At 40.3% G+C, this 16,854-nt stretch carries 15 protein-coding genes; 8 read left to right on the top strand and 7 right to left on the bottom strand.

Features of this window, described 5'->3' with window-relative positions:
* Positions 1–64 precede the first annotated feature (64 nt).
* Both AB657_RS11780 and AB657_RS11775 read right to left on the bottom strand, forming a co-directional pair.
* Entirely contained in the window at positions 65–937 is an 873-nt protein-coding gene (locus tag AB657_RS11780; protein WP_047247968.1) for an alpha/beta fold hydrolase, read from the bottom strand.
* 43 nt (positions 938–980) lie between these two features.
* Positions 981–2,483, bottom strand: coding sequence for a sodium:solute symporter family transporter (locus AB657_RS11775; RefSeq protein WP_047246660.1), 1,503 nt, complete (start codon positions 2,481–2,483; stop codon positions 981–983).
* A gap of 481 nt (positions 2,484–2,964) precedes the next feature.
* On the opposite strand from AB657_RS11775, the gene AB657_RS11770 reads away from it, so the two are divergent.
* Both AB657_RS11770 and AB657_RS18185 read left to right on the top strand, forming a co-directional pair.
* Complete coding sequence (locus tag AB657_RS11770; protein ID WP_047246659.1) at positions 2,965–3,702, top strand: beta-ketoacyl-ACP reductase; 738 nt, start codon at positions 2,965–2,967, stop codon at positions 3,700–3,702.
* Positions 3,702–5,096 (top strand): tetratricopeptide repeat protein, encoded by a 1,395-nt coding sequence (locus tag AB657_RS18185; RefSeq protein WP_047246658.1) that lies wholly within the window; start codon positions 3,702–3,704, stop codon positions 5,094–5,096. Before AB657_RS11770 ends, AB657_RS18185 begins: the two co-directional genes overlap by 1 nt.
* A gap of 44 nt (positions 5,097–5,140) precedes the next feature.
* Here AB657_RS18185 and AB657_RS11760 read toward each other — a convergent pair whose 3' ends face one another.
* A complete protein-coding gene (locus AB657_RS11760) occupies positions 5,141–5,842 on the bottom strand; it encodes a ribonuclease activity regulator RraA (RefSeq protein ID WP_047246657.1) in 702 nt (233 codons plus the stop codon).
* A 209-nt stretch (positions 5,843–6,051) separates the two neighbouring features.
* On the opposite strand from AB657_RS11760, the gene AB657_RS11755 reads away from it, so the two are divergent.
* From AB657_RS11755 to AB657_RS11730, 6 genes are all read left to right on the top strand, one after another.
* Positions 6,052–6,318, top strand: a complete 267-nt coding sequence (locus AB657_RS11755) for a GntR family transcriptional regulator (RefSeq protein WP_047246656.1) — start codon at positions 6,052–6,054, stop codon at positions 6,316–6,318.
* A gap of 232 nt (positions 6,319–6,550) precedes the next feature.
* On the top strand, positions 6,551–7,828 hold the full coding sequence (locus tag AB657_RS11750; RefSeq protein ID WP_047246655.1) for an MFS transporter: 1,278 nt from the start codon (positions 6,551–6,553) through the stop codon (positions 7,826–7,828).
* A gap of 22 nt (positions 7,829–7,850) precedes the next feature.
* Complete coding sequence (locus AB657_RS11745) at positions 7,851–8,612, top strand: SDR family NAD(P)-dependent oxidoreductase (RefSeq protein ID WP_047246654.1); 762 nt, start codon at positions 7,851–7,853, stop codon at positions 8,610–8,612.
* A 39-nt stretch (positions 8,613–8,651) separates the two neighbouring features.
* A complete protein-coding gene (locus AB657_RS11740; RefSeq protein ID WP_047246653.1) occupies positions 8,652–9,692 on the top strand; it encodes a sugar kinase in 1,041 nt (346 codons plus the stop codon).
* A 40-nt stretch (positions 9,693–9,732) separates the two neighbouring features.
* Positions 9,733–10,953 (top strand): 6-phosphofructokinase, encoded by a 1,221-nt coding sequence (locus tag AB657_RS11735; protein WP_047246652.1) that lies wholly within the window; start codon positions 9,733–9,735, stop codon positions 10,951–10,953.
* Between the two features lie 8 nt (positions 10,954–10,961).
* A complete protein-coding gene (locus AB657_RS11730) occupies positions 10,962–11,630 on the top strand; it encodes a bifunctional 4-hydroxy-2-oxoglutarate aldolase/2-dehydro-3-deoxy-phosphogluconate aldolase (RefSeq protein WP_047246651.1) in 669 nt (222 codons plus the stop codon).
* 440 nt (positions 11,631–12,070) lie between these two features.
* On the opposite strand, the gene AB657_RS11725 is transcribed toward AB657_RS11730, so the two are convergent.
* The 4 genes from AB657_RS11725 to AB657_RS11705 all read right to left on the bottom strand — a co-directional run bounded on the left by AB657_RS11725 (position 12,071) and on the right by AB657_RS11705 (position 16,851).
* Positions 12,071–13,057, bottom strand: coding sequence for an alpha/beta hydrolase (locus tag AB657_RS11725; RefSeq protein ID WP_232304874.1), 987 nt, complete (start codon positions 13,055–13,057; stop codon positions 12,071–12,073).
* A 251-nt stretch (positions 13,058–13,308) separates the two neighbouring features.
* Complete coding sequence (locus tag AB657_RS11715) at positions 13,309–14,853, bottom strand: aldehyde dehydrogenase (NADP(+)) (protein WP_047246648.1); 1,545 nt, start codon at positions 14,851–14,853, stop codon at positions 13,309–13,311.
* 238 nt (positions 14,854–15,091) lie between these two features.
* On the bottom strand, positions 15,092–16,387 hold the full coding sequence (locus tag AB657_RS11710; RefSeq protein WP_047247967.1) for a TRAP transporter large permease: 1,296 nt from the start codon (positions 16,385–16,387) through the stop codon (positions 15,092–15,094).
* Positions 16,387–16,851, bottom strand: coding sequence for a TRAP transporter small permease (locus AB657_RS11705; protein WP_047246647.1), 465 nt, complete (start codon positions 16,849–16,851; stop codon positions 16,387–16,389). The genes AB657_RS11710 and AB657_RS11705 overlap by 1 nt, the downstream gene beginning before the upstream one ends.
* Positions 16,852–16,854 lie beyond the last annotated feature (3 nt).

The raw sequence follows: 16,854 nt of genomic DNA, 5'->3' as shown, positions 1-16,854 counted from the left end.
TCGTTTGGTTTTATGAGTTAATTAATTTTAAGCGTTGTTATCGTTTTTTTTGTATTGCTTCTGATTACTTGTCTTCCAATGTTTCTATAATACAGGTGTTTACGGCATCACTTTGGTCCCAGAGCACAAAATGCCCGGCTTTGTCCAACAGTGTTGTTTTAATCTTTGGATAATCTGCGCGTAGTTTTTCCAAGAGGTCATCCAAGCTAAGCTGCGGATGGAGGATCTTGTTCGGTATCAGCATATCGTTTTTGCCATAAATGACCTGTATCGGCACCTTTATATCCACTATCTTATCATATACCGGTTCGGCCAGCATGGCATGGATGCTTTGTACGACGGTAGATACATAGGTCTTGTATTTTTCGGTGTCCTCTTTGATTTTGAACCGATCGTTGACCATAAATTGGGCGTCATCGGGAACCTTGGCTCCATAAAAATTGATATCGAAGTTTTGTTGGATCTGCGCATCTGTAAGATTAAGGTACAGCTGATCGTTGACCACGGCTTGGAACCAGTTTTTGTCCTCTTGGGTAAATTGCTCCAGTCCGGCGGGGGCCAACAATACCATGTTTTTTAACCACTCGGGTTGTTGTGAAGCGGCCAGCTGCAAGGCTATTTGCCCTCCCATGGAATGTCCTACCAAGGTTACATGGCTATATTTTTTTAGAGTGATAAATTCTGAAACAACCTTGGCATAATTATCTATTCCCGGTACAAAGTCTCCCAATGTGGTATTGCCAAAACCGGGAAGGTCCAAGGCGACCACCCTTGCTTTTTGAGACAAGGCGGGAATATTCTTTTGATAGGCCTTGGTGTTGCTGCCCAAACCATGGATCAATATCACGGTGTGGTCCCCGTTGCCCGCTTCTTGGTAATTTAGTGTGATATTACTGGTTGGCAACAATAGTTCCGATGACTGTATTTCTTGGCTCATAAGCGTAGAAAGGGTTAAAAAAATGAAGGTCGAACACAAAAACTTAACTTTCATGGGGCATGGTTTTTATGGGTTTAACTAAATAAATGACCGTACCCACCGCGGTAGAAACCATCAGGGCAATGGCCGATGCAATGGCGGGATTTTTTACCGCAGCCCCTTCCATATAAGGTGTTAGTTCCAGGTAATAAATCCCAAAATGGATTACTACCGCCACAATAGAGGAAACAATGGGGATGTACCTATTGGTGGTCTTTGTGAAAATGCCGAAAAATACGGGTACGAAGGCGGCCGAGAAAAAGGCATAGACGCCATTTTGGGCAAAAATGCCCACGCTTAAACTGGGGTTTACCAATTGCCCGTATGAGAGTACAACGGCCGCTACCGCTACCAAAAAGGTAATGATCCAATTAATATGTATGGCGTTGACGTTCTTTTTGTATTTGCCCACGATCGGCATGATCAAATCGTTGGTCAAGGTGGTGGGGATGGACTGTATCAATCCTTCCAAAGTAGAAAGTCCGGCTGCAATCAATCCCAAAATCACAAGAATACCTACGTAGATGGGAAAACGGTCTACCACGTAGGCGGGTATGATGCCGTCCATTGTCAATAATTGGCCGCCATCCATAAGGTCAGGAAAGTTAAGACGGGCGTAAAACCCGGTAATGACGACCGAAAAGAAGATCACCAATAACAAGATTGAATAAACCAAAAACCGATTTACCTGTTTGTCTTTTTTGATCAGTAGCGATTTGGTCAAAATATGGGGTTGACAGACAATGGCGATACCTACAATGGCATTGCAGACGACCACTTCAAAGAAATCGCGAAAAAGGGGGCTGGACTCGTTAAAGGTTTTTGTAAGGTTGGGGTCTATAGCATTTAACTTGGAAAGTATCGACTCACCACCGCCCGTAAAAAAGTAGTCTGCCCCCGAACCCAACAACAATACGGCTACAATGATCATCATAATGGCTTGCAAGGAATTGGTGTAGACCATAGAGTTGGCTCCACCGGCCAGCATATAGGAAAACACCACGGCCACCAGAATAATTAAAATGGTAAGTTCATCTGCAGACACTGCCTTGGCGATGACTTTGGTGATGCCCACACAGATCAATACAATAAACGTTATCAAAAGGGTACTTAAAAGTCCGAAAAACAGTTTTAGAAAAGGAGACCCGTAACGTTTGCCCACCCAATCGGCAATGGTCAGCGATTTTACGTTAATACCGTACTGGCGGAACCTTTTCATTAGAACTATTAGGGCTACAAATATGGCCAAGGGCATTACGACCCCAAAGGCCAGATAGGCACTTAGGCCGTACAAGGAAATAAAACCCGGGTTGATGATAAATGTGGCCGCACTGGTCAAAGAAGCCGCCAATGAAAGGGCCACCGAGAACGAAGAAAACGATTTACTGCCCAAAGCATAGGTTTCTATACTTTCATCCTTTATTCTTGACTTTATGACCAAATAACATAATATAGCCAAGAATGCTAGTAGTGATATAAGTGTTATTTGTGGGTAATATTCGTTCATTCGTAATTTATCAATATATTTTTTGAGTAATTCTTATTTTGAATATGACTAAATATAGAAACAAAGAATTTTAATATGGATGTTTATTTTTGAAATTTATAGGGTAGACTTTTTTAATCAATAAATGTGGGTAGGTGCTTTTTTGTGGTTATAAAAATGAATTTTCATCAAGGAATTAATAACGGTAATATTCTTTATAACCCCTATTTATATTGATATAAATTATATAAAACGCAAATGAATTATGAGATTGAAAAAAATGATTTAAAAGTCGCTATGAAGCGATATGTATTAAAATTAATGATGCATGCTTTTAAATTCAATAAAAAGTCAATATCTAAAAATTAATATGTAATTAATTGAATTTAAAGTAATTATTATTTATAATTATGTTTAAAATAATATAGTCAATATTGTATAATTGAATTTTTGTAATTTTATCTTGTAAATAAAACGATAGCTTTGGCCTAAAACATACAAGATGAAGAGATTAAAGGACAAAGTTGCCGTAGTTACCGGAGGGGCCAACGGCATAGGAAAGATAACCGTTGAGAAATTTTTAAAAGAAGGCGCTAAGGTCGTCTGTTGGGACATTAACCAAGATGCAGGAGAAAAATTGATTGCGGGACACAAGGGAGAAAACTTAAAGTTTCAACAGGTAAACACGGTAAATAGATCCGAGGTGGACGAAGCCGTATCGAGTATTGTCAAAACATATGGTGGCATTGACATCTTAATCAACAATGCGGGTATAACAAGGGACGCTACCTTACGAAAAATGACCCAAGAGCAATGGCAATCGGTATTGGATGTGAACCTAACCGGGGTATTTAATTGCACGCAGGCCATATCGGAACACATGGTAGAAAAGGGCAGTGGAAAGATCGTCAGTGCATCTTCGGTAGTGGGACTATATGGTAACTTTGGACAAAGCAACTATGTAGCGACAAAGAGCGGCGTTATTGGCCTTACCAAGGTATGGGCGCGTGAATTGGGCCGTAAGGGCATCAATGTAAATGCGGTAGCCCCCGGATTTATTGCAACCGAAATGGTAGAGACCATTCCCGAAAAAGTAATCAAGGACCTGGAATCAAAAACTCCCTTAGGTCGTTTAGGAAAACCGGAAGATATTGCCGATGCCTATGTCTTTCTATCATCGGAAGAGGCAAGCTTTATCAATGGGGCGACCCTGAGCGTTGACGGGGGACTCGTAATGTAATGAAACTGAAAAAATTTTCGAAGTTTGTCGACTCGCTTTTACCACATGAGGTACAGTTGTTGGAGTGTTGTGCCCAATTTCAGGATGTGGACCGCATCGAAATTTTTGAAACCGTAAGGCACAATGTTCTAAACCAGGACCAAAAGAAAGCGTTTTCACTGACTTGCGACAAGCGGAAATACTCGCACATGATGAATTGGATGCAGGCCCGCCTCGACGAGCATTGTACCGATAATTATTACGAACGGCTTAACTATTTCGACAACAAAATAAAGACCGATGCCCTATCATCGGAAGAGGAACGGATCTTGCTAAAGCTCATTAAAAACTACGAGCCCCACCATTTTCATTTTATCCGGTTTTATGAGGTGGTTAAAAACTACCTGAATTTTTTACTGGTACGGGTGCGGCTGAACGATTACGAGCTGATCAACAAGTTTGTGCACAATTACCATGACGACTATATCCGCAGTAAGAACATAGGCGACAGAATGACCCAGGCTACCTCCGATATCGTTACCGATTATCATAGCGGGCGTCTTACCCAAAATTCACTCAAATGGTCCCCTTGGCTGGAGCGGCTTTTTCAGGATGAGTCCATAGACGGATTCAACCGCTACCAAACCTTGATTCTTTTATCGTACCTGGCCCTCTTAAAGAGCGATTTATTGGAACCCGCCATTGGGTATTATGATCAGCTCGAAGCACGGTTAAAGGACGGGTCGTACTACTCCAAAAAGCTCTTGCTCAATTTTTACGGCAACCGGCAGTTGATACTAATGAAACTGCACAAATACGACCAAGCCCTATATTACGGGCGTTTGTCCATTAGCGAGCAAGGGCACGATTACATTATGTACCTCAATAATTACTGCTTTAACCTATTAAAGTTGGGGCGGGCAAAGGAGGCCTTGCAGTTGCTGAAGGATGCCCTGCCCTTCGCCCGACAAATGTCGAACAAATACAACAAATCGCTCTTTATTTCTTCTTTGGTGAAATGCTACAACGACAACGGACAATATAGAAATGCACGCCAGTATGCCGAAAACCAACTGGTTCAGTATGAAAAGGACATTTTGGAACACAACTGGAACAAATTTTTCAGGACCTATCTGGAAACCCTGTTGCACCTAGGGGATTACAAGCATGCCAAAAAGACCATAAAGCGCTACGGACTTTTAGATCGAGAAAGTGCCCAACTCAAGGCTTATGCCGGCTTTCCTTACTTTAAATGGTTTATGACCCTGATAGATTTTAAACAAGGAAACATCAATGGGGTGCGATTTAGAAAATTGATCCTGCGCGAAAGGGAGCATTTGACCCATTCGCAAAACATACGACCTTCAGAAAGTGTAATGGTATTACTGGAGGATGCGTTAAAGGATGGGTTATAAGTCTTTTAAAATATAGGCACCTTGAAAAGTGGCCTTCGGTCATATTATTCTTTTGCCTTTATCCAAGCTTCAAATCTTTCTTTGTTTTTGTTATTAGTGAGAGGGTAGAGACCAATAATGGCTTCACCTTTTTGAACGCTTTCCATAACAAATTCCTCATATAGGGTCATTTGTAGGCACTCGTCGGCTACACTTTCGGCCATATGCGCTGGTATTACCATAACCCCATCGTCATCACCTAAAATAATATCGCCGGGAAATACGGCAACATCACCACAACCTATGGGGTCGTTTATAGATATGGCTTGGTGAAGGGTAAGATTGGTAGGCGCCGAAGGTCGGTTGTGATAAGAAGAAAAATCCAATGCTGCAATCTCGGCCGCATCCCTAAAACCCCCGTCGGTAACTATGCCTGCAGCTCCCCTGACCATTAATCTTGTAATTAAAATAGAACCTGCCGAAGCAGCTCTGGCATTTTGTCTACTATCGATTACCATTACGGCACCGGGCGGACACTGTTCCATAGCTACCCGTTGTAGGTGTTTGGGGTCTTTAAAAACTTCTATCGGGTTTAAGTCTTCTCTGGCTGGTATGTAACGTAATGTGTAAGCTTCGCCGACCATGGTGGGCCTGCCTGGCTTTAACGGGCGTACATTTTGTATAAATTGATTTTTAAGTCCTCTTTTGAAAAGGCAGGTAGCGACCGTTGCTGTACTAACTTTTTTTAGTTTTTCTTTTATGGTCATAGTTGTATGGTTTGTGTTCCGTTCCTCTTAAGAGAGGTAATGATACATAGTTGTAAAAAGGATTCAATTCAGGATCCTTTATTTTTTAGACCTACTTTGTGTGTATATCTCAGTTTTGTGTTAATAAATTTGGAGGTTCTACAAATATATGTATTTTTGGTAAACCAAATTGGTTAACCAATTTATTAAAATATAAGATAAACACATATATGAAGTTGGAAATCCTATCTAATAATGGTCATAAAGAAGTTCTAAGCAACAAAATTTCCAAGATCCGTGATGTGATAAATTATAAAAAACTGGATTCTGGCTATAAATTTCCTTCAGAAAGAATGCTGTCCGAAAAAATCGGTGTGGGCAAAAGTAATATTGGGGAGGCCATTCAAAAACTGGGAAGCTTTGGTATTGTAGAATTAAGGACACCGAAATTTAAAACATTGTATCTGTACTGTTATAACACTCAAAATAAAACATGAACGGAGGGACAAGAATGCACGTTTTTGTCTTTCCGTATAATAAACGAAGGGAAGTAATACTGGACTATGCTCTATAAATTATGATATACTTAATACTCGTTAAGTATTTTTCAAATTTTTGGTCAAGGTTTAAGTATTTGGAATAAAGGGGATATTGTCTTCTGTGTATACCACATATGGTGTGCAAATACAGAAGACATATTCAAGTTAGCTTTTTTCAAAATAAAGAAATATGAAAGTAAAAGGTTTAAGATGGTGGATAATTACGTTGATCTGTTTGGCAACGGTTATCAATTATATAGATAGGACGGCATTTGGTGTCATGTGGCCAGAAATGGGTAAAGATTTGGGAATGGACGAGTCTGATTATGGCATAATGCTGAGTATTTTCATGGGTACGTATGCCATTGGTAAATTCCTCTCGGGTAAATTATATGACATCATAGGAACAAGAATGGGGTTTGTAGTATCGATCGTTGTATGGTCGGTAGCCTCGGTATTTCATGCTTTCGCCAGAGGATTGGTGTCCCTTACCATTTTTAGGGCGCTTTTAGGGTTGGGCGAAGCGGGCAATTGGCCTGGTGCCGTAAAAAGTAACGGAGAATGGTTTCCCGTTAAACAACGGGCCATCGCACAAGGTATATTTAATGCCGGCGCCTCACTTGGAAGTGTTATAGCACCTCTTTTAATCGCTTATTTATATGGCCATTTTGGATGGCGTACAACCTTTATTATAATTGGGGTCGTAGGTTTGCTATGGGTAATTCCGTGGTTGTTCATTAATAAATCCAAACCAGGTAAACACCCCTGGATTACAGAAGAAGAATTAAAGTTTATAAATTCTGACAGCATAGGTGATTTACCTAAGGAAGACGAAGCAAAAGGATTGTCGGTCCTTGAAATTCTCAGTTATAAAGAATCATGGGGCGTACTGGCCTCCAGATTTTTTATAGAACCAATATGGTGGTTGTTCGTAGGTTGGATGCCCCTTTACCTAAATTCTAAATTCGGCTTTAGTGTAGAAGAGATCGGCTCAACCATTTGGATATCTTATTTGGGAGGAATGGCAGGTAGTATCATTGGTGGATGGTACAGTGGCAAATTGATGGAAACAAAATCAGTAGATGCTGCAAGAAAAATAACCATAACCATTGGCGGGGTTCTGATATTTCTAGGTTTGTTGGGCATTATATTCTTGGTAAACGAGAATAACCCCATGACTTTTATTTATATCGTGGCCATTGTTCTCTTCGGTTTTCAGTTTGCCATAGGCAACATTCAGACTATATCCAGCGATTTGTTCAGGGGTCCGTCGGTAGGTACATTGGCGGGACTCGCAGGAACCGTGGCAGCGGTATCGGTAATTATCATGAACTCATTGATACCGATGATCGCGCAAGTGTCCTATACACCTGCATTTATTGTAATAGCGGTATTGGCCCCAATGGCCGTACTATCCATTTATACATTGATAAAAAGAATTAGACCAGTAGAAATTGAATCAGCATAACGAGGTTAATATTTAAATAATTATGAGTTTAGAGAAAAAAGTAGCAGTAATTACAGGAGCGACCGGAGGTATTGGTTTTGAAGTAGCAAAAAGATTGGGACAAGACGGTTATATTGTTATATTGAACGGTATTGATGATGAAGCGGGTGCAGAAAGGTTAAAGGAACTTTCCGCTGAGGGCATTACTGCGGCGTACTACAGTTTTGACGTTACCAACGAAGAAGCTGTAACTTTCAATATTAAGACGATAGGCGAAAAATACGGAAAAATAGACGTACTCGTAAATAACGCAGGGGGATTGGGCGGAAGGTCCAGATTCGAAGAAATGACAACGGAATTTTACAGGTCGGTGATGGCATTGAACCTAGACTCTGTATTCTTTGCTTCAAGAGCGGCCATTCCATTTCTTAAAAAAGGGGATCTTCCTACGATTATCAACTATACATCTATCGCAGCATGGAATGCCGGTGGACCGGGAGCAGGAATTTATGGTACTTCAAAGGCAGGAGTACATGCCATAACAAGGGCTTTGGCAAAAGACCTTGCCGAGTATGGTATTAGGGTGAACGCGGTATCTCCGGGTACGATAGACACACCTTTTCATGCACAGATAAAATCAACAAAACCGGAAGTGTTCGCCTCTTGGAAGAATAACATCTTGTTGGGAAGATTGGGTCAGCCAGAAGAAGTAGCCTCCGTTATTTCATTTTTAGCAGGCAAAGATGCCGCTTTTCTTACGGCGGAAACCATTCAAATTGGTGGAGGTCAAGGTCTTGGAATTTAAAATAGAGAAACCAGTCAATAAAAATTAATATTGTTTAGTATGAAAAAAGTAGTAACATTCGGGGAAATTATGCTAAGATTGGCGCCTAAAGGATTTTTAAGGTTTTCCCAAGCCACAGAATTTGATGTAGTTTACGGAGGAGGGGAATCCAATGTAGCCGTATCGTTGGCAAATTATGGTATTCCCGTAGATTTTGTAACACGATTGCCAAAAAATGATATTGGTGAGTGTGCGTTAATGGAAATGCGCAAACGTGGGGTAAATACACAAAATATCATCTATGGAGGTGACCGTTTGGGTATTTATTTCTTAGAAACGGGAGCGGTAAGCCGTGGCAGTAAAGTGGTGTATGATAGAGCGCATTCGGCCATTAGTGAAATTAAGCCCGGCATGATTGATTGGAAAAAGGTTTTTGAAGGGGCCGGTTGGTTTCATTGGACCGGTATTACACCCGCTATTTCTCAAGGAGCTGCCGATGCATGTTTAGAAGCGGTAAAAGTAGCCAGCGAAATGGGAATTACTATTTCTACCGATTTAAATTACAGGGCAAAACTGTGGAATTATGGTGGGGACCGCGAAGCAATAATGACAGAACTTACGTCGTACTGCGATATCATTTTGGGGAATGAGGAAGATGCCGAAAAACATTTCGGTATTAAACCGGAAGGGTTGGACATTACCACCCAAGGAGAACACGTAAAGGCAGAGGCATTTTTATCGGTCTGTAAACAGATGATGAAAAAATTCCCTAAAGCCAAAAAGGTGATAACTACTTTAAGAGGTTCTATTTCAGCTTCTCACAATACATGGGCGGGTGTTTTGTATGATGGTTCTACCATGTATAAAACACGCGAATATCAAATTACCGATATCGTAGACCGTGTAGGTGGAGGCGATTCGTTTATGGGAGGTCTTATCTATGGTCTATTAACGTATCCGGGCGATGATCAAAGCGCGTTGGACTTTGCGGTAGCAGCTTCTTGTCTTAAGCATACTATTAAGGGAGATGCGAATTTGGTTACCGTAGACGAAGTAAACAAGTTAATGGGTGGCGATGCCTCTGGTAGGGTTTCTCGTTAAAAAACAATAATCAATATGAGTCTTCCTTAATCAAAAGAGCATGTCAAAAAAGTCCATATTAATTCTTTGTGGTGGTGGTCCTGCTCCTGGTATAAATTCTGTAATCAGTACGGTCGCAAAGGCTTTTTTAAAAGATGATTATCGGGTATTAGGGCTACATGAGGGGTTTAAGGGACTGTTTGATACACATCCGAAGATTAAGGAATTCGATTTTTTTCATGCTGACAGAATTTTCAGTAGAGGCGGTTCAACTTTAATAATGAGTCGTTTTAAGCCCAAGAACGAAAAGCTAAACACTAACCTTTTTAGCGAGAATAATGTAAAACTGTTGGTTAGTATCGGTGGGGATGATACTGCTTCTACTGCCAACAGAATTACGGGCTATTTAAAAAAAGAAGGAATCTCCATTTCCAATATTCACGTTCCTAAGACGATCGATAATGATTTGCCTTTGCCCGATAGAAATCCCACATTTGGTTTTCATTCGGCCAAAGACGAGGGAGTTCGAATTGGGAATACTACCTATGAGGATGCGCGTACCAGTCAAAATTGGTTTGTAATGTCCACTATGGGGAGATCGGCAGGTCATTTAGCATTCGGTATTGCGGCAAGTTGTCATTTTCCAATGATGGTTATCCCCGAAATGTTTCAAGAAACCAATATCACTTTCGATAAAGTGGTGCGTATGGTCATTTCTTCGATGATAAAAAGAAAGATCAGGAATATAGATTATGGCGTAGCCCTCATTAGCGAAGGGGTCTTTCATAATATGCCCAAATCGGAGCTGAATAAATGCGGTATCAATTTTACGTACGATGCGCACGGTCATCCCGAATTGGGAAATGTAAGCAAGGCCCACATATTTAATATGCTGGTACAACAAGAATTGAAAGAACTGGGTATCGATATTAAAAGTAGACCGGTAGAACTTGGTTATGAACTTCGTTGCTGTAGGCCTATTGGTTTTGATCTAACATTATGTACCTTGTTGGGGCTTGGGGTTAAAAAAATATTTGATGAAGGAAAAAGCGGTTGTATGGTCACCGCAAATTCCAGAGGAGAGGTTGCCCCTCTTTTTTTGTCGGATATGCAAGATGCCTCAGGTAAAATACCCCCCAGATTGGTAGATGTAGATTCTGAATTTGCAAAACTGTGTTTTCAAAATCTATATTACCTGAATACCGAAGATTATGAAGAGGCCAAAGAGTATGTAGACAATCCTTCGAAATATGATTTCAATAAAATTTTAAAAGAAAAATAAGAGTATAAATGGCACAATTTTCAAGAATAGAAGTAGCACAGGTTATGAAAGAATCTGGAATGGTTCCTTTGTTTTACCATCCTGACGTAGCGTTAGGAAAAAAAGTACTCAAAGCCTGTTATGATGGCGGAGCAAGATTGATGGAGTTTACCGCTAGAGGTGATTTTGCTTTCGAGGTGTTTTCCGAACTTAATAAATACGCGATCAAAGAACTTCCGGGTATGATCATGGGCGTAGGTTCCATTACCGATGCCGCAGCGGCAAGTATGTTTATGCAAATGGGAGCGAATTTTATAGTGACTCCTTCTTTGCGTGAAGACATTGCAATCGTATGTAATCGTAGAAAGGTGTTGTGGTCGCCTGGCTGTGGTTCATTGACCGAAATTAATAGGGCTGAGGAATTAGGCTGTGAAATCGTAAAATTGTTTCCAGGGGCCCTATATGGACCTGGTTTTGTAAAAGGGATCAAAGGCCCACAACCATGGACAAGCATTATGCCTACAGGTGGGGTAAGTACAGATGAGGAGAATCTTAAGGGGTGGTTTGATGCTGGTGTTACCTGTGTTGGAATGGGTTCAAAACTTATCAGTAAAGAAGTTTTGGCGAAGAAAGATTTTGTTGGGTTGGAGAATACCGTTAGAGAGACTTTGGCGAAAATCAAAAAAATGAGAAACTGAACATAGCCTGGTACTTAAACCTATACCGATTATACGTCGGTATCAACTGACTATATTGGATGTAAAAAAATAGGGATCAGCACTGCACTGGTTGAGGTAATCAATAAATGAATCTTAAAAGAGCTTGTTTTCTTCTATGAACACAAGCTTTTTTGCGTTACTATTTTATGGTAAATGTGCCGTATTTATGACATTTCTTTAAATCTAAAAGGTAAAATCGATAATTATAAGTGTGCTATAGATTTAGTTGTAATAGCTTTATGTTATCACTGATTATTTGAGAACGGAATCTTTTTATGATCGCAAACAATTGTTTGTCAATTATTTTTGAATGATTTTGGACCTGTTTTTTTGATTGTTAAACAGGGCAAAATTCTTATAAAGTGCCAGGTTTTCTATATTAGAAAGGTTGAGAACGGTATGTAAGATGGTTATAAGGCCTAAAACTGAAAAACTAGTTGTAAAAAATTATCTATACCGTTTACCGAAGGCTCAAACCATGGATGGTATAAGATAAAGGAGTGGGGGGCCGTCTCAAATGAAATAACCTCTGAATATATATTATAACCACGAAGCATTTCTATAAAGTCTTCCCTGCCGGCATGCATATGCGATACCGAGCTATTAATAAATAAAGAAGGGGGAGTTTTAGAACTTACATGGGTAAGTGGAGATGCCAACTTCCACAATAGGGGATTTTCTTTTTTATTATATCCGAACCAATGGGTGGCAGCAGAAATATGATCATTATCCTCGCCACTGTCCGGATGTACAAATGAAAGGGTACCGTCTATATCTATAATGGCGTTTACATGTGATGATACTTCTGAAAAACAGCCCTCATTCTCAAATATCGCTTTGTTGGCCGTGGTACCTAAAAAGGCGGCCAATTCACCACCTGCCGAAAAACCGGAAACAACAATTTTTTCTGGATCTATGTTGTAGGTTTCTGCATTTGCCCGTACCCATCGTATAGCTGCTTTTAAATCATAAATGGCGGAAGGAAAGAGAGCCTCGGTAGAAAGTCTGTATTCTGGAGTAAAGCAAACATATCCCCTATTCGCTAGTTGTTGAGCCAAAGGATGGTGTTGGCTTCTGTGTCCCGAACGCCAACCACCACCATGAATTATGATAATGGCCGTTTTTAAAGCAGGTGCAGCTGTTGTGTTCTTAAATACATCCAATTTAAGCTCTCGTTCTCCCCATGAACAATAGGTAATATCATGGAGTTCTTTTACGGTTTCTAGATTGAACTCTTTTACGACTTTAATGTTTGGATGTTTTTTTACATCGTTCGCATAGGCAGATGCTACCGTGAAAGAGGTATCTCTAATGCCCGTTATGCCATCAAAACTTTGTGAGTAAATGGTACTTGAGAATAACACCATAAAGGCAAAGAAAGCAAATAACGAAACTTTTAAATTCATAGACTTTCCTTATTTGACGGAGCTAGGGTTGTTTGCTTTTCTCTCTCCTTATTATTTTGCCCTAAAAACATAGGGTTTTTAAGTCGTATAATTTTTCGTCTTGCCACATTTTTAATGGGACAATAGACTCTTTATCACTAACAAAAATAGACCCGTCTATAAATAGACCTGGTATAAAATATTTAATGTAGGTCAAATATTTAAGTGCAAATATGGAAAATATGAGGTTAAAAACCTTGTTTTTTTTCTTTTTACAGTTTTTCTTTTGTGAAATTCCCATCTACTAATCGCCATATATTCAAAGGGTTTTCATCTTTTAACTCTTTTGGTAATAATGCCTGCGGATAATCTTGGTAGCAAACAGGGCGTACAAAACGTTTAATGGCGTTAGTACCTACCGATGTGGAACTTGGTGCGGTAGTTGCCGGAAAAGGCCCTCCATGTACCATTGAATGGCAAACTTCTACGCCCGTGGGAAAACCATTGATCAACACTCGACCTACCTTTTGTTCCAATATATCAAACAATTCACTGTAATTTTCTAAATCTTCCTCGGTGCCATGTACCGTAGCGGTTAAGTGGCCTTCTAACTCTTTTGCTGCTTGTAAGAGCTTTTCTTTAGATACGTCGGCTACGACTACCGAGGAGGGACCAAAATTTTCTTCGGCAAGAGTACCGTTTGATAAAAAAGTTTCAATATTGGTTTTAAACACGGTGGAAACTGCTTTATTGGCGCCTTCATCATTTTTTCCTTTCGCTACAATTTCCAGACTTTCTTGTGATTCAAAATATTCAATTCCTTTCTTATAGGAAGATTGAATGCCCGAAGTTAACATGGTTCCTGCCTCTTGGGCATTAATTCTGTCTTGTAATGTATTAATAAAACCATTTGTGGTACCATCGGAAAGAAAGGTAAGTCCGGGATTGGTGCAAAATTGACCTACTCCCATGTTAATGGAGTTGGCCAAGCCTTCCGCGATTTTTTCTCCACGCTCTTTAAGGGCTTGCGGTAAAATAAATACCGGGTTGCTACTACCCATTTCAGAGAATACGGGAATTGGAACAGGTCTGTTGTTCGCATATTCGAAAATAGCCATGCCTCCACGGTAAGAACCGGTAAAACCTACCGCTTTGATACCTTCGTGTTTGACCAAAACTTCACCTACTTCTATGGAGTTGCCCTGTAGCAATGTAAATGTCCCTTTTGGCATTCCTGTTTTTTCTATGGCCGTTTCAATTGCTTTTGCAACCAATTCTGTGGTACCCGGGTGTGCTGGGTGCCCTTTGTATACTACTGGGCAGCCCGCTGCCAAAGCAGAGGCGGTATCGCCACCCGCTGTGGAAAAAGCCAAAGGAAAATTACTGGCGCCAAATACGGCAACGGGACCTAAAGGAATAGTCATGTGCCTAATATCCGATTTGGGTATAGGTGTCCTGTCCGGTTGCGCCTTATCTATTCTTGCATCTACCCAAGACCCTTCTCTTACAACATTTGCAAATAGTCGTAATTGGTTCATGGTCCTACCTCGCTCTCCTTGTAAACGCCCTACGGGCAATGCGGTTTCCAAATTACCGCGTTCTATGAGTGCATCTCCCAAATTTTCAATTTCGGTAGCTATCTGTTCTAAAAAGAGTGCTTTTTGTTCGTTTTCGGCTTTTCTATAGGTCTGAAACGCTTCTGTAGCCTTGTTTACGGCTTTATTTATATCTGATATGGTCGCATTTTTAAACTCACCTTCCAAAACTTCATTGGTGGCCGGATTCACTGCTTTAAAACAATCTTTTTCGCTGCTCATAGTAATTCTTTAAATTTTGTATTGAAAAAATACACGATAAAAATAACGAGATTATATTAGGCTTAAACCCTTTTTATTGACCTTTTTTCAGGTTCTTTCCCTAATGGATAATATATTATAACCTGTGGTTAATATACTATAATCTGTATAGCACCATTTGTATCGCACGAGGCAATCAAAATCTCCGATTGATCCTTAAAGTGTATCCGTAGATCTATGGTTTGGGTGCAAAATGCTTTTATAGATCGAACAAACTTGGTAACCACAAGCTCAATTCTGGAATATAAGTAACCAGAAACAAAGCCAATATCATTGCTACGAACAATGGCAATAGTGGTTTAAACACTTTTTGTATGCTTGTTTTTGCCACACTTACACCCACAAAGAGTACCGAACCAACAGGTGGTGTACAAATACCTATGCAAAGGTTTAAGATCATGATAATTCCAAAATGAACAGGGTCTAATCCTAATTTAGTGACCACGGGCAAGAAAATGGGTGTAAAGATCAATACGGCCGGCGTGATATCCATAAAAATGCCCACGAACAACAATAGTAGGTTTATAATCAATAGAATTACGATTTTGTTATCGCTTAAGCTCAATAACCCTGTACTAATATCCTGTGGAATATTTTCGTATGACAAAGCCCATGACATGCACATAGAAGACCCTATCAATAACATTACAATCGCCGTTGTGGCAGATGAATCCAATAGTATTTGAGGTAATTTAGGAAATGATATTTCTTTATAGATAAAGCCAAGGATCAAACTGTACAACACGGCAATGGCCGATGCTTCGGTGGCCGTAAATATACCGGAGACGATACCGCCAATGACTACTACCAACATAAATAGACTGGGGAGGGCGTCAATGAATGTTTTTCCTACTTCTTTTAGACTGCTTCTTTTGCCAACTTTATACTTTTTCTTTTTCGCCCAGAACATGGCCACGATCATCAAGAAGAGTCCTGTCAATATCCCCGGAATATATCCCGCTAAAAACAAGGTGGCTATAGAGGCACCACCACTGGCCAGGGAATATACTATTAATATATTACTGGGGGGTATGATCAGCCCCGTAGTGGCAGAGGTGATGTTTACAGCTGCACCAAATTCTTTTGAATACCCTTCTTTTTCCATTTCTGGCCCTAGAATACTTCCCATGGCAGAAGCAGAGGCCAGGGCAGACCCGGCAATGGCACCCATTAACATAGCGGCGATTACATTGATCAAGGCCAATCCTCCAGGAAGGGAGCCGACCAGTGTTTTTGCAAAAGCAATGAGCCTATGGGCAATACCGCCTTTGTTCATTAGCTCGCCAGAGAGTATAAAAAAAGGTATGGCCAAAAGAGCAAAGCTGTCCAGACCGGTAGCCATTCTTTGTGAAACCGTTGTGAAAGCGGGCATTGCAGGAATACTTACCAACATGGTTAAAAGAGATGATATTGCAATGCTCCAAGCAACCGGTGTGCCAATGGCCAATAAGCAGATGAAGCTTATGACCATTACTAAAATAGGTATATGTTCCATCATGGTTTACGTATTAATAGATCTGATATTTTATAGTATATGATCAACAGCCCACTTATGGGAATAATCATATATACCACTGCCAAGGGCAATTGTAAAGCGGGAGATTGTTGCCCGAGCACATAAGAAATATAGACCAAGCGTGAACCTCCTATCACAAAAGCAAAGAATACAAAAAGAGTAACCAGTATAGTAACCACGGCCTTAAATTTGTTTTGTGTTTTTACATTGTAACGTGTTGGCAGAATATCAATGGTAACATGTAAATTTTTGCCAGAAACATAGGCAGCGCCCAGCACGCCGATCCAGATCATAAGGTAACGCGCCAGCTCATCGGTAAACGAACTTGGGTTTCCTGTTATGTACCTTGTGAATACCTGCCAAAGTACATTTATGACCATAACGGACATGATAAGGACCAGTGTTTTACTTATAACACTATCAATTTTTGATCGTAATGTCATTGT

The organism is Maribacter thermophilus, assembly GCF_001020565.1.
GTDB classification, from domain to species: domain Bacteria; phylum Bacteroidota; class Bacteroidia; order Flavobacteriales; family Flavobacteriaceae; genus Maribacter; species Maribacter thermophilus.
This window is presented reverse-complemented; position numbering and strand designations above follow the sequence as displayed.